At 70.9% G+C, this 13,259-nt stretch carries 17 protein-coding genes; all 17 read left to right on the top strand.

The window, feature by feature from the left end:
- Positions 1-67: 67 nt before the first annotated feature.
- On the top strand, positions 68-598 hold the full coding sequence (locus CLV68_RS25820) for a hypothetical protein (RefSeq protein ID WP_121393491.1): 531 nt from the start codon (positions 68-70) through the stop codon (positions 596-598).
- Positions 599-618: 20 nt separating this feature from the next.
- Complete coding sequence (locus tag CLV68_RS25815) at positions 619-1,545, top strand: phage major capsid protein (RefSeq protein ID WP_121393490.1); 927 nt, start codon at positions 619-621, stop codon at positions 1,543-1,545.
- Positions 1,546-1,559: 14 nt separating this feature from the next.
- On the top strand, positions 1,560-2,543 hold the full coding sequence (locus tag CLV68_RS25810) for a glycosyltransferase family 4 protein (RefSeq protein ID WP_121393489.1): 984 nt from the start codon (positions 1,560-1,562) through the stop codon (positions 2,541-2,543).
- Positions 2,544-2,546: 3 nt separating this feature from the next.
- Positions 2,547-2,708 (top strand): DUF7302 family protein, encoded by a 162-nt coding sequence (locus CLV68_RS34225; protein ID WP_170224581.1) that lies wholly within the window; start codon positions 2,547-2,549, stop codon positions 2,706-2,708.
- A complete protein-coding gene (locus CLV68_RS34220; RefSeq protein WP_170224580.1) occupies positions 2,705-3,112 on the top strand; it encodes a Gp19/Gp15/Gp42 family protein in 408 nt (135 codons plus the stop codon). Before CLV68_RS34225 ends, CLV68_RS34220 begins: the two co-directional genes overlap by 4 nt.
- Positions 3,109-3,447: a hypothetical protein gene (locus tag CLV68_RS25800; RefSeq protein WP_121393488.1), complete on the top strand. Its 339-nt coding sequence runs from the start codon at positions 3,109-3,111 to the stop codon at positions 3,445-3,447. Before CLV68_RS34220 ends, CLV68_RS25800 begins: the two co-directional genes overlap by 4 nt.
- Entirely contained in the window at positions 3,440-3,721 is a 282-nt protein-coding gene (locus CLV68_RS34215) for a DUF5403 family protein (protein WP_170224579.1), read from the top strand. The genes CLV68_RS25800 and CLV68_RS34215 overlap by 8 nt, the downstream gene beginning before the upstream one ends.
- Positions 3,669-4,148 (top strand): hypothetical protein, encoded by a 480-nt coding sequence (locus CLV68_RS25790; RefSeq protein ID WP_147460164.1) that lies wholly within the window; start codon positions 3,669-3,671, stop codon positions 4,146-4,148. Before CLV68_RS34215 ends, CLV68_RS25790 begins: the two co-directional genes overlap by 53 nt.
- An 84-nt stretch (positions 4,149-4,232) precedes the next feature.
- Complete coding sequence (locus tag CLV68_RS25785) at positions 4,233-4,778, top strand: phage tail tube protein (protein WP_121393485.1); 546 nt, start codon at positions 4,233-4,235, stop codon at positions 4,776-4,778.
- 35 nt (positions 4,779-4,813) lie between these two features.
- On the top strand, positions 4,814-5,176 hold the full coding sequence (locus CLV68_RS25780) for a phage tail assembly protein (protein WP_121393484.1): 363 nt from the start codon (positions 4,814-4,816) through the stop codon (positions 5,174-5,176).
- Entirely contained in the window at positions 5,140-5,550 is a 411-nt protein-coding gene (locus tag CLV68_RS25775) for a hypothetical protein (RefSeq protein WP_121393483.1), read from the top strand. The genes CLV68_RS25780 and CLV68_RS25775 overlap by 37 nt, the downstream gene beginning before the upstream one ends.
- 27 nt (positions 5,551-5,577) lie before the next feature.
- The gene (locus CLV68_RS25770; RefSeq protein ID WP_121393482.1) at positions 5,578-7,872 is read left to right on the top strand and encodes a phage tail protein; all 2,295 of its coding nucleotides are present in this window, start codon (positions 5,578-5,580) and stop codon (positions 7,870-7,872) included.
- Between the two features lie 37 nt (positions 7,873-7,909).
- Positions 7,910-8,809 (top strand): phage tail family protein, encoded by a 900-nt coding sequence (locus CLV68_RS25765; protein ID WP_121393481.1) that lies wholly within the window; start codon positions 7,910-7,912, stop codon positions 8,807-8,809.
- A 19-nt stretch (positions 8,810-8,828) separates the two neighbouring features.
- A complete protein-coding gene (locus CLV68_RS25760) occupies positions 8,829-9,869 on the top strand; it encodes a carbohydrate-binding protein (protein ID WP_121393480.1) in 1,041 nt (346 codons plus the stop codon).
- A gap of 476 nt (positions 9,870-10,345) precedes the next feature.
- Positions 10,346-11,449 carry a hypothetical protein gene (locus CLV68_RS25755; RefSeq protein WP_121393479.1) on the top strand — a complete coding sequence of 368 codons (1,104 nt, stop codon included), beginning with the start codon at positions 10,346-10,348 and terminating at the stop codon, positions 11,447-11,449.
- A 15-nt stretch (positions 11,450-11,464) separates the two neighbouring features.
- On the top strand, positions 11,465-12,208 hold the full coding sequence (locus tag CLV68_RS25750; protein WP_147460163.1) for a hypothetical protein: 744 nt from the start codon (positions 11,465-11,467) through the stop codon (positions 12,206-12,208).
- 80 nt (positions 12,209-12,288) lie between these two features.
- Positions 12,289-13,245 carry a LysM peptidoglycan-binding domain-containing protein gene (locus CLV68_RS25745; RefSeq protein WP_121393477.1) on the top strand — a complete coding sequence of 319 codons (957 nt, stop codon included), beginning with the start codon at positions 12,289-12,291 and terminating at the stop codon, positions 13,243-13,245.
- Positions 13,246-13,259: the final 14 nt, after the last annotated feature.

Below are 13,259 nucleotides of genomic sequence, written 5' to 3'. Positions count from 1 at the left end.
CCTTGTCCCGCGCTGGCCAGGCCCAGGTGGTCCCGGCTGGTGCACCCATGCCCCAGGAGGGCCAGCCGTGACCATCACCGAACCCACCAACCCCGCTGAGCCGACCGAACCGGCGCCGACCGGCGACACCGACAACGGCACCACGTCGGCGGCCGGGTCGCTCGACGAGCTGCCCGAGTGGGCACAGAACGAGATCCGCCGCGCCCGCACCGAGGCGGGCCGCTATCGGCGCGAGCGCAACGCCGCCCAGCAGGCCCTGACCGCCCGCGACACCACCACGGCCGATCCGGACCAGGCCGCCGAGGTCGAGCGACTCAACACCCAGCTCGGCGCGGCCCAACGCGACGCCGCCCGCCTGCGCGCGGCCATCGCCACCGGGGTCCCCGCGGACTACGTCGCCGACTTCGCCGCGCGCCTGGTCGGCGACACCGACGAGGAACTGGCGGCCGACGCCACGCGGCTGCGCGAACTGCTCGGTCTCCCGGACCCCGACCGCAAGCGCCCCGACCCCACCCAGGGCGCGGGCCTCGACAGCGCCACCACCGCCAGCACCCCCGCCGAAGCGTTCGCGGCGTTCGTGCAGGACCGCCTCAACTGACCCCTTTGGAGTGATCCCCGATACCGCCCGTCACCCTGGCCAACCTCCCCGAGCAGCTTCTGCCGCGTGAGGTCACGGCCCCGATCTTTGAACGTGCCCAGCAGCGCAGTGTCGTCATGCGCCTGGCCGGAACCGTCCCGGTCGACCTGGGAGAGAACTCCGTCCCCACCACCACCCAGCGCCCCGAGGTCGGCGTGGTCGGCGAGGGAGAGGCCAAGCCGGTGTCCAACACCGGATACGCCGTGAAGGTCTTCAAGCCGGTCAAGCTCGCGACCATCGTCGTGGTCAGCGAGGAGTTCGCCCGCAAGAACGTGGGCGGCACCTACACCCAGATCACCGACGACCTCGCCTTCGCCATCGCCCGGGGCGCGGACCTGCTGACCATGCACGGCCGCTCCCCGCTGACCGGCGCGCTGGTCGAAGGCAAGCAGTACATCAACCAGACCAGCAACCGCGTCGTCCTCGGCTCCACACCGCAGGAAGAGGGCGGCATCGCCGGGGACCTGGTCGCCGGGTACGAGCTGGTCGTCAACGACGACACGACCGACGACTTCACCGGGTTCGCCGCGGATCTGCGGCTCAAGCCTCGGCTGATCGGCGCGACCGACCGACTCGGCCGCCCGCTGCTCCAGACCACGACCAACCTCGCCGACGGCATGGACGTCATCCTGGGCCTGCCCGCCGGATACGCCCGCTCCGTGTCGGGCCGTATCGGTGCCAGCGTCGACACCGGTGTCCGCGCGTTCGGCGGCGACTGGAACCAGATCCGCTACGGGTTCGCCGACGAGATGAGCATCCGGGTCAGCACCGAGGCCACGGTCATGATCGACGGCCAGCTCGTGTCGCTGTGGCAGCACAACCTGGTCGGCCTGCTCGTGGAAGCCACCTTCGGGTGGGTCCTGGGCAACGTCGATTCCTTCGCCGCCTACGAGGTCGCCGGAAGCTGAGGGGAGCCGACACCGTGCGCGTGGTCGCGCTCATCCACTTCTACCTCCCGGCACACCGGGCCGGGTCGGAAACCATGCTGCACGCCTTGCTCCGTGCCCTGGTCGACGCCGGGCACGACGCGCACGTCGTGGTCACCTCCCAACCCGAGGGCGACGACGAGTACACAGTGGACGGCGTCCGGGTGCACCGGGCGGGCGCGGGTGAGCGCACCGTGCCCCGCCTGGTCGCCTCCCTGGACCCGGACGTGCTGCTCACCCACCACCAGGAGACCCCGCACGCCTCCAAGCTCGGCCGCGACCTGGGGGTACCGGTCGTGCACGTGGTGCACAACAACATGCACCACACCACCCTGTGGCTGCACAAGCGGCCCGACCTGGTCGTGTTCAACACCTGGTGGATCCGCCGCTACTACGCGACCCGGCACCGGGGCCTGCGCTCGGTCGTCGTGCACCCCCCGGTGTGGGGCGAGCAGCACGCAGCCACCCCCGGTGACCGGGTCACCCTGGTCAACCTCAACCGCGACAAGGGCGGCCTGCACTTCTACGAACTGGCCCGCCGGATGCCCGACGTGGACTTCCTCGGCGTCGTCGGCGGACACGGCGCACAGGTCATCGACTGGAGCGTGCCGAACCTGGAGATCCAGCCGCAGACCCCGGACATGCCCGGCGACGTGTGGTCCAGGACCCGGGTGCTGCTCATGCCCTCGATCTACGAGTCGTTCGGCATGGTCGCCGTCGAGGCCGCGCACTCCGGCATCCCCACCATCGCCCACCCCACCCCCGGCCTGCTCGAATCCCTGTCCTACGCCGGGACGTTCATCGACCGCGACGACACCGACACCTGGGTCCGCACCATCCGGTCCGTGCTCGAGTCCGACACCTGGGGGCCGCTCTCGGCGGTGGCCCGCCGCCGTGCCGTCGAGCTGGACCCCCGCGTCGAGCTGGCGGCGTTCGTCGCCGAGCTCGAATCCCTGCACACCGACCACCAGAGGCGTTGACCCATGGAGCTGATCAACACCGTGGGCACCCGCGTCCACGTCCGCGACGACGTCGCCGCCCGCCTCATCGCCGCCGGATACCGCGTGCCCGCCGACTCCGCACCCGCGACACCGGCCCGGCGAGCGACCACCCGCGCCAAGCGCACCCGGGACCGCGGGCAGTGACCTACGCCAACCCCGACGACGTCCGCGCCCGGCTCGGCCGCCCGCTCACCGATCCCGAACGAGAGCTGGCGGCCGTGCTGCTCGGCGACGCCGAGACCAAGATCCGTGCCCACCTGCCCGACCTGGACGCCCGAGTCACCACCGGCCGTATCCACCGCGACGTGGTCGTCATGATCGAGGCCGACGCCGTCGCCCGCGTCCTGCGCAACCCCGGCGGCTACACCAGCGAAACCGCCGGGGACTACTCCTACACCGTCGATGCCCGCGCCGCCGCCGGATACCTGACCATCCCCGACACCGACTGGCGCGACCTCGGCGTCAACCCCGACGGCGGCCCTTTCACCATCACCCCCGCGATCACCCTGCCCACCTGGCCCAGGCCCTGGGAGGCGGGCCGCTGGTGAGCCTGCTCGACCACGGCCCCGACCAGGTCGTCATCCACCCCTCGGTCTGGGCAGCCGACGACGACGGCAACCACGCCTGGCGACCCGGCCCGACCGGGATCACGGTCACCGCCCGCGTACAGCCGATCAGCTCGGCCGAACTGGTCGTCAACGGCCAAGCCATCGTCACCCTCGCCCGCGTCATCGCCCGCGACGCACCCGCCGGTCCCTGGGATCGGGTCGAGTGGGACGACCGCACGTGGGACGTGATCGGCGAACCCGAGCACCGCGGCGACAGCCCCGCCACCCGCCACACCACCATCGTCATCCGCGCCCGGGGGGTGAACCGTGGCTGAGGTCCACCGCCGAGCCGCCGACATCGTCGCCCACCTGCCCGAGGTCCGCGCCGCCGTCCGCGACGCCGCCGACCAGGTCGCTCAACGCGCCCGCGCCACCCTCGCCGCACACCGCGACACCGGCACCGCCGCCATCGAGACCACCCGAGGCCGCACCGACACCACCGTATCCCTGGTAGACGACGCCGCACTGTCCATCGAGTACGGCCACCACGCCCCCGATGGGACACCGATCCGCGGGCTACGCGTCCTGCGCGACGCCGCCGACCTCTAGCAAGGGGGCGACGAGCATGGCCCGCCTGCTGCCCTACGTCGACGGCCTGGTCCTGTTCCTGCTGCGGGCCGCGCTACCGACGTCGGTCACAGTCGAATCGGAGCTGTCCGAGCCACTGCGTCGCGCGCCCTACGTGTTCATCGACGTCGTCGGCGGCGACGAGCTCCACGCGGCGCAACTCGGTGTCCCCGTGGTCGAGGTCGACTGTTACGCACGCGGCTCCAAACGGGCCGCCGCCGACCTGGCCGAGGCCGTTCGGGCCGCGCTCTACACCGCCTGGTTCGAGCAGACCGTGACCCCGTTCGGGCACCTGGCCTCGTTCCGGACCGTGTCCTACCCACGCGCGCTGCGCCTCACCGGCCAGCCTGCGGAGATCCATCGTTACACCGGGACCTACGCCCTGGGCGTCCGTCCCCCTCGCGCCTAACCAGCGGCGCGCTTTCCCCCAATTCGCAAGGCGACTTGCGGGGAAGGCGCACGTGGGTCGCCACGTCCCTGTGGAGACCTGTTCTTGGCGCTCAACGACTCCGCTGTCCTGATCCCCGGCACCGGTCGCGTCTACCTCGCGGCCCCCGGTCAGGCGGCCCCGCCCGATCCACGCAACCCGGTCGATCCCTGGTCGGTGGTCGGGCACACCTCCCGTGACGACGGGCTCACGATCACCCGCGACAACGGCGACTCCGAGGTGAAAGGCACCTGGGAGAACCCGGCACTGCGCGAGCGACGCGACCCCGCCACCTGGGCCATCACCTTCCAACTGCACCAGCTCGACAACAACACCATGGAGCTGTTCTTCGGCGCGGGCGACGTGGACACCGTCGGCGTGTTCGGCGTCCAGGGCTCGGCGCCCCCGGTGGAGCGCGCGCTGTTCGTGCGCATGATCGACGGCTCGGCCGAGGCCGGGCTGTACGTGCCCCGGGTGTCGGTCGGTTCCGATGACGACATCTCGGTGGATGTGGAGAACTTCCTGGCGTTCCCCGTGCGCGCCCAGGTCCTCCAGGTCACCGGCTCCAACGTCATGGAGTGGTACGCCGCCGGTCTCGGCAAGCCCGCCTGACCGCCCCTTCCCCTGACATGTAAGGAGATTCGTTCGTGTCCACTGTGATCGGGCTCGACCAGATCCGCGCCGAGACCCACCGCAGCATCCAGGACCTGACCGTGGGCCTGGCAGGCGGCAAGGCCGTGTGCCTGCGCAACGCGCTACGCCTGTCGAAGAAGGACCGCGACGCCCTCAAGTCGCTGGGCGAGCGGATCGCCGCCGTCGCCGAGGCCGGGGACGACGAGGACGAGCTGGTCGCCGCGCTCGCCGACGTCGTGCTCCTGGTCGCCGAGTCCAAGCCCACCGGCCGCGCGCTGCTCTCGGAGATCGGCGGCGACCTGCTCACCCTGACCGGGCTGTTCCGCAAGTACCAGGAGGTGTGCCAGCTCCCGGAAGCCTCGGGCTCGACCAGCTAGCCGACAAGGTCGGCGGGGCCACCCTGTACGCCGACCTGCGGCGCTACTACGGGATCGACCTCGCCGACCTGTGGCACGGCACCCTGACCCCGCGTCGGGTGCTGTGGCTGATCGAGCACCTACCCGAGGACTCCGCCACCGTCGCCGCGCTCCGCGGTGGCCCCCAACACCGGGCGTGGACCACCGCCGCGCACCTGCTCGCGACTGTGGCCGACGCCGTACAGCTCGGCACCTGGACCACCATCGCCGCCCACGCCCGCCGCCGCCCCACCCCACCCAAACCGCTGCCCCGTCCGAGCTTGCCGCGCAGGCAGGCGGCGCGGGTGGTGACCGTGGCCGAGATCGCCGCCCGACAGCAGAACGGCACAGCATGATCAGGTAGTCGAGGGGGTGCGCCCCCTTTGGCGGACCCCGGTGGCCGGGAGATCGGTCGTCTCAAGGTCCGGGTCCTGCCCGGTACCGACGCGTTCGGCGCGCCGTTTCGGCGCTTCCTGGAGCGCATCGAGCGGACCAACGTGGTCCGCGTCGCGGCCGAGCTCGACGGCGGCGAACTCGTCGCCGACGCGCGGAAGATCGCGGCCACCGCCGAACGCGCGGCCGGCGTCACCGTCGCGGCCGAGCTGGACGAGGCGACCGTCCAGGCCCGGTGGCGTGCGCTGGTCGCACGGCTCGGCGGGGACACGGTCCACCTGTCGGTGGAGGTCGACAAGAAGGCGCTCGACCAGGTCCGCGAGCTCGGCCAGGGCTTCACCCGGCTGGCCGGGACCACCCTGGCCATCGGCAACGCCGCCGCGACCGCACAGTCCCTCGTCGGGATCACCAGCGCGGCGGTCCAAGCCTCCGGCGCCCTGCTGCTGCTCCCCGCCGCCGGAGTCGCCGCCGGAATCGCGATCGGGACCCTGGTCCTGGGCTTCCAGGGGCTGGGCGACGCGCTGTCGAACCTGGACGACCCGGAGAAGTTCGCCCAGGCCCTGGCCACCCTCGCGCCGTCGGCGCGGGAGACCGCCCAGGCCGTCAAGGACCTGCAACCTGCCTTCGGCGCGCTGCGGCTGGACGTCCAGCAGCGGTTGTTCACCGGCATGGGCCAGGTCGTCGCCCAGCTCGGTGGCTCCTACCTGCCGGTCCTGCGGTCCGGGCTCGGCGGGGTCGCCTCCGAACTCAACACCGGCGCGCGGTCCTTCGCCGACTTCCTGACGTCCTCGCAGTCGCTGGCCGACACCGGGACCATCCTCGACAACGTCCGCGCCGCCCTGGCCGCGCTGTCCCCGGCCGGGACCTCGGTCGCCCAGGCGTTCCGCGACATCGCCGCAGTCGGGTCCGGGTTCCTGCCCGACCTGGCGAGCAAGATCAGCGACGCCGCGCGGCGCTTCGCCGAGTTCATCGCCAACGCGCGCGAAAGCGGCCAGCTCAAGACCTGGATCGGCGAAGGGCTCTCGGCGCTGTCACAGATGTGGCAGTTGCTCCGCAATCTGGGGTCGATCGTCAAGACCGTCTTCGGCGCGCTCGACGACTCCGGCGGCGGCTTCCTGGCGTTCCTGGTCGACGCCACCGGGCAGCTCTCCGCGTTCCTCAAGAGCGCCCAGGGCACCGAGGTGCTGAGCAAGTTCGCCGAGTTCGCCGCGACCGCGGGCGAGGCCGTCTCGGGCGTCCTGGGTGAGGCGCTGACCCAACTGGCCCCGGTGCTGATCAACCTCCTGCCCGCCCTGTCGACCTTCGCGGCCCAGCTCGGGGGCGCCTTGGTGTTCGGCCTCCAGCTCGCAGGCCCGCTGCTCGCCCAGCTCTCGTCGTTCCTGGCCCAGAACGCGGGCTGGCTGGGGCCGCTGGTCATCGGGCTGGGCACCCTCGCGGCCGTGGCCGGTCCACTAGTGAGCGCACTGTCCTTTGTGGTCACAACGGTGCGGGCCGTCACGCTCGCGTTCAACCTGATGAAGCTCGCGTTCCTGTCCAACCCGTTCACGGCGATCGCGTTGGCGATCACGACCTTCGTCGTCCTGTTGATCACCAACTGGGACACCGTGAAGTCCTGGACCACCAACACCTTCCAGGCGATATGGGACTTCGTGTCGAACATCTGGCGCTCGGTGTCGGACTGGGTGTCGGCGCGGGTCCGCGACGTCCTGGCCGCCGTGGGCTGGCTGGGTCAGCTCCCGGGTCGTGTCGCGGGCTGGTTCCGTGGCGTGCGCGACGGCGCCGTGAACGCCGTCGGCGACCTGCTGTCGTGGCTGCGTGGCCTGCCGGGTCGGCTGCTCGATGCGTTGGGAAACCTGGGAAACCTGTTGCTCCAAACAGGACGCGACATGATCCAGGGGTTGCTGAACGGGCTGCGCCAAGCCGCGTCGGCGGTCGGCAACTTCCTCCTGAAGATCGTGAAGGACGCGGTCGGTGGCGTGTTGTCGTTCCTGGGCATTGCCAGCCCGTCGCGGCTCATGCACCAGATCGGCGGCAACACCGCGCTGGGGTTCGCCAACGGCATCGCCGACGCTACCCCCTTGGCGGTGCGTGCTGCTGACCGGCTCGCCTCGGCCGCGACGTTCGACCCCGTGCGGTCTGATTTCGACTACGGCGCAACAGGTTCGGGTGCGGGGCTGACGGTGAACCAGACGATCAACACCCAGCCCGAACAGTCTCCGTGGTCGATCGCCACCGCGGCCAACCGCCAGCTCGGCTACGCGCTGCGCACCGGCGGCGGCCCCTAGGCCCTGTGAGCGCGGGCACCGGGGGAGGTGCGAGTCGATGCCGCCTTCGGGACTTCCACTACGCGTCCGCTGGACGGTCGACGGCCGCGAGTTCAACGGACCACCCGACCAGCTCGGCCGCGACTGGGTGATCGACAAGGTGACCGGCTGGTCCTCATCCCCGGGCGTGCGCGACTCGCAGGCCGCGCCACGCACCGGGGCGCACGGGTCCTGGCCGGGCACCGTCTACCGCGAGGCACGGACCATCCGGCTGGACGGCTGGGTGTACGCGCCGACCTGGGAAGCGCGACGCGACGCCGAACACCGCCTGGCCGCGCTGTGCTCCGACCCCGAGGGCCATTACGAGCTGCGGTGCACCGAGGAAACCGGCGACCTGGTCGCCGGAGTCGTCCAGGACGACGCGACCCTGGTCACCGTCCGCCCCGGCGGGCTCTGGCTTGACTTCTCCCTGCAGCTTGTCGCGGCCGACCCGCGCAAGTACGCCGCCACCGAGCAGACCACCACGACCCGCCTCCCGATCTCCTCGACCACCGGCCTGGACTTCGTCACCGGCGGCGGCCTCACCTTCACCGGCGGACTGGACTTCGGGCCACAGGCGTTCACCGGGCGCGCCAACGCCACCAACACCGGCACCGCGGACACGGCGCCCGTGTTCGCCCTGGCCGGGCCGCTCACCCCGCCCATCACCATCACCCGCCGAGGCGGGTCGACCCTGACCTACCTCGACCCCGTCACCGCCGAACAGCGCCTGGTCATCGACACCCGCGAACGCCTCGTCCTGCTCGACAACGTGCCCGCCCGCACCCGAGCCGTGGTGACCGACTGGGACGCGCTGACCATCCCACCCGCCGCGACCGGCCTCTACGTGCTCTCCCACGCCGACAACCCCAACCCGACCGCCACCCTCACCATCACCTGGCGCTCGGCCTGGTGGTGACCGACCCGAAAGGAGCCCCGTGCCGGTAACGCTCGACGGACTCGACCCCTGGGCGGTCAACCTGCGCGTCAGCGAACGAGAAGCCCGCTACGCCCTCGGCGCCATCCTCGGCCCCGCCCCCGGCCGCCTCATGGGCTGGTCCTCCGGCGTGCTGCCCACCCGCACCGACGGCACCGTCATCGCCGACCTCCGCCCCGTCCTGCGCACCAACGACGGCCTGGGCGTGACCATCAGCGTCGGCCAATGCGTGATCGAACGACCAGGCCAGGGACCTTACATCTGCACCTTGGATGAAACCGGCCGCGTTGAACTCGACACGGCCGACCCCTCCAACCCCAGGATCGACCTCATCGTGGCCCGCGTGTACGACTCCCGACTCGGCGACGCGCGTACCGGGTTCGTCGTCGAGCCCATCACCGGCAAGGCCGCCCCCGAGCCCGCTGCCCCCGCGCTCCCACCCGGCGCCATCCCGCTCGCCACCTTCGCCCTTCCCCCCGCTACCCGCCAGCTCAGCACCGCCATGCGCACCGACCTGCGCCGCGCCGCCGGAACCCGCGGTGGCGTCGGCGTCCTGCTGCCCGGCGACGCACTCACCGACCCCGGCGCCTACCCCGGCCACACCCGCTACCGACCCACCGGCCTGGAAACCTGGGACGGCGAACGCTGGCGCGGAGCACAACCACAATGGGCAGGCGAAGGCGTCAACTGGGTCACCCGAACCGGCATCCGCGACAACGCCGACATCAACTCCCTGGTCGTCCCCGACCCCGGCTGGCCCTACCGCATCACCGGCCAAGGCTCCGCCGAACTCGCGACGGTCGGGTGCCGCGCCGACCTGTTTCTCCGCCTCGACGCCGCCGACGGGCCGATCTTCGCCGTCGGCGTCGGCCCCTTCAACCAAGGCGGCTGGACCCAGACCCAGATGCGCAGCACCGGCATCCTCACCGGCACCCACGCCATCTACCTGACCGCGACCCGCATCTTCGGCGACGGCACCTGGAGCAACACCCCGTACAACACACACCTACGGGTAACCCGCGACCCGGTCGGACCGGCTTAAGCCCGTTCATCGCTGGGTGGGTCTGCGCGGGTGCCACGCCATGGCGGCAGGACGCTCGATCGATGTTCGGCGCGAAGCAGCGGAGCTAGCGCGCGAATGATCGCCGGCTTGTCCTTCGACGGAACATCTCTGATGGCTAGCCAGAACATAGCGAGTTTGATCAACCCGCCGATCACGACTGGCGATGCCGCAACCATGAACAAGATCCCCACATCCACCGTGCTGTCTGTCCTTTGTCCCGAGTGGTCAAGCGGACTGCTCGCAGACAGCCTCAACCTGACCAGTGACCTGGTCCTGTTGAGTCCGCTGCCGGAACAGAGGGCTCGTGCCCTGACGCCTGCGGCGTCTCATCAACCCGGTGGAGGATCGCCGGAGTCCTCATGGACTCCAGGTGGCGCTGTTGGTCGTTTCCGGCGACCTTCAGCCCTGTTGTGGTGAATGCCGAGCACCCTAGCAGGGGAGGGAGGCGGTCTGACGTGCCTCCCCACCTGCTGCTTGGCCACCTGCGCACCGGTGAGATCGTCGCCGAGCTGGACGCACCTGCCGACTTCACCGATCAACTGTCTGCCGCCGGTTCGGCACGCGCCACGATCAGCTTGGATGCGGTGCCCGTCGATGTCGATCTGCTTGCGGTCACCGCACCGTGGCGGCATTTCATGGCCGTTTCCGAGCAGGACACGGTCTTGTGGGCCGGGCCGCTGGTACCCCGTACCCGTCCACCGGCCGCCGGTGAGATCACGCTGTCGGCGGCTGGCCTGTGGGCGGTGTTCGACCACCGGGTGCTTGCGCGGTACGGGTCGTGGGGGTTCACCGATCCGCGCGCCGACCTGGTCCTGACCTTCCGCTCGTTGCCGGGGGTCGCCCTGGACATCGTGCGGACCGCCCTGGACCGTCCGCACGGCGAACTGCCTCTGGTCTTGCCCAACCTCAACAGCTCCGGCGACGAGACCCGCTCGTACTACGGGTACGAGCTGGCCACCGCCGGGGAGCGGCTGACCCAGCTCACCCAAGCCGAGACCGGGCCGGACCTGCACTTCATGCCCAGGTTCACCGCCGACCGGTCCCGGATCGAGTGGGTGCTGCGCGTCGGTACACCCGTGCTCTCGCAGCGTGGCGTCGACTTCCACTTCGATGACGGCCGCCAGCTCGTGGCCTACGGCTGGGATGAGGACGGCTCGGTCATGGCCGACACCGTCCTGGTCCCCGGTGACGGAGTGGAACGCGGGCGACTGATCGGCCGCGCGAGCAACGACGCGTTGCCCCGGGCCGGATGGCCCGCGCTCGACACGGTGATCACCAGCCACAGCAGCGAACGGCAACCCGACGTGCTCGACGCGCACGCCCGCGCCTACCTCGACGTCGTGCGCACCGGCATCACTCGCGACAGCGCCATCGTGCGCACCGACACCACCCCCACGCTCGGGTCCTACCTCGTCGGCGATCACGTCGTCCTCACCCCGCGCGCCGATCGCGCCACCCCCGCGGGCCAACGTCGCCGCCGGATCACCTCCATCACCTACCGAGCCAGCACACCCACCACGGCGGAACTGGGCCTGGCCCCGGTCCCCGCGACCACCTGACGGAGGACACGCCCATTGCCTGTGACCCCCAGCCCGGACGACCTCGCCAACCGCATTACCGCGCTGGAGCGCCAGGTGGACGAGCTCGCGCGCGGCACCCTGTCCAACGCCGTGATCAGCAGCGGCGGAATCCAGATCCGTGACCTCGGCGGAATCCAGCTCACCGACCAGGACGGCCAGACCGTGTTCTTCGTCGGCGGCCTGGGCGGCCGGATGGCACGACCCGACCTCACACCCCAACCGATCACCGCGATCAGCGACGATCGCGGAAAGTGGCGCATCACCGTCTTGGACGACAACCCCGCCGCCAAGGGATACCGCCAGTACGTCGCCATCTGGGACTACAGCGGCAACATCATCCTCGGCGACGACGTCGACAGCGGCTCCGGCCTGGCCCGCCCCTACATCCCGCACACCGTCACCCGCGCCCGCTACTACGACTGGCCCGGCTCCACCAGCGGCGACTGGGAAGCAGTCGAAACCGCCCGGTTCAACCGCCAACACCCCTACCTCGACGCCCGCATCCTCTGCACCACCGACAACCCCGACACCCTCGGGGAAGTCCGGCTACGCGAGGAACCCAGCGGCGTGACCTTCGCGACCGAACCCGTTGCGTTCCAACAGGAACTCAAGTCCTGGCGCGTGCCCGCACCCGGGGTGTTCAACGAGACCCGAGGCGTGCACCTGGAGGTCCGCCGCACAGCCGGTACCGGGAACGTCCGCGCCACCTTCGCCTACGTCTACGGCGTCCAATCCTGACCTGACCGATCCCCACCTCAAGCCCGTCACCACCCGGTGGCGGGCTTCTTTCGTATGTCCACAGGAGACCCGAACAGCACATGACCGACTACGGCATCGACCTATCGCACTGGAACCGCGTCACCGACTTCAACGCGGTGCGCGGCAACGGCATCAGCTACGCCTCGGTCAAGCTCACCGAGGGCGTCGACTTCATCGACAACGCCTCGGTCAGCCACACCAACGGCGCCAAGGGCGCGGGCCTGCGCGTTGGCGGCTACCACTTCGCCCGCGACCTCACCATCAACGGCCAGGTCGACCACTTCGCCGGGCAGCTCCGCGCCCGCGGCCTCCTCGGTAGCGGGGCGCTGGCGCCGATGCTCGACATGGAGCACGCCGACCTGCGCGACAACGCCAACCCGTTCGTCGCCGCGTTCATCGCACGCCTGCGCGCGGTCACCGGCGTCCGCAAGGTCCTCGTGTACGCGAACCTCGACTGGTGGACCCGCGTCCTACGCCCCGACGAGTGGGCCGACGCGGACGTGCACCTCTGGATCGCCCGCTACAACGGACTACCGGGCAAGCCCGATTGGTCCCACCCCCGGCTGGCACTGCACCAGCACACCGACAGCGGCGTCGTCCCCGGCATCCCCGGGAAGGTCGACCGCAACGCCACCGTCGGCGGGTTCACCCTCGACCACCTCACCCTCGACGGCACCCCTGCCCCGGCACCGCCGCCCCTACCCAACCCGGCACCACAGCCGCAGACCTACACCGTGCGCGCGGGCGACACCCTGTCCGGCATCGCCCAGCGCCACGGCACCACCTGGCGCGAGCTGGCCCGCATCAACGGCATCAGCAACCCGGACCGGATCTTCCCCGGCCAGGTCCTCACCCTCACCGGCCCCTCGGCGGGCCGCTTCCACACCGTCCGTACCGGCGACACCCTCTCCGGCATCGCCCAGCAGTACGGCACCACCTGGCGCGACCTCGCGCGCATCAACGCCATCCACGACCCCGACCGGATCTTCCCCGGCCAGGTCATCCGCCTGCCCTGACCGAACCCGGAGGC

This window comes from Actinokineospora cianjurensis, assembly GCF_003663795.1.
Taxonomy (GTDB): Bacteria; Actinomycetota; Actinomycetes; order Mycobacteriales; family Pseudonocardiaceae; genus Actinokineospora; species Actinokineospora terrae.
The sequence above is the reverse complement of the archived record's forward strand: the minus strand, read 5'-3'. Positions and strand labels throughout refer to the sequence as shown.

What these genes read in the sequence shown, in the direction of transcription:
- CLV68_RS25790 (WP_147460164.1), top strand. Translation starts at nt 3,669, where the DNA reads ATGGGACACCGATCCGCGGGCTACGCGTCCTGCGCGACGCCGCCGACC.
- CLV68_RS25765 (WP_121393481.1), top strand. Translation starts at nt 7,910, where the DNA reads ATGCCGCCTTCGGGACTTCCACTACGCGTCCGCTGGACGGTCGACGGC.
- CLV68_RS25745 (WP_121393477.1), top strand. Translation starts at nt 12,289, where the DNA reads ATGACCGACTACGGCATCGACCTATCGCACTGGAACCGCGTCACCGAC.
- CLV68_RS34225 (WP_170224581.1), top strand. Translation starts at nt 2,547, where the DNA reads ATGGAGCTGATCAACACCGTGGGCACCCGCGTCCACGTCCGCGACGAC.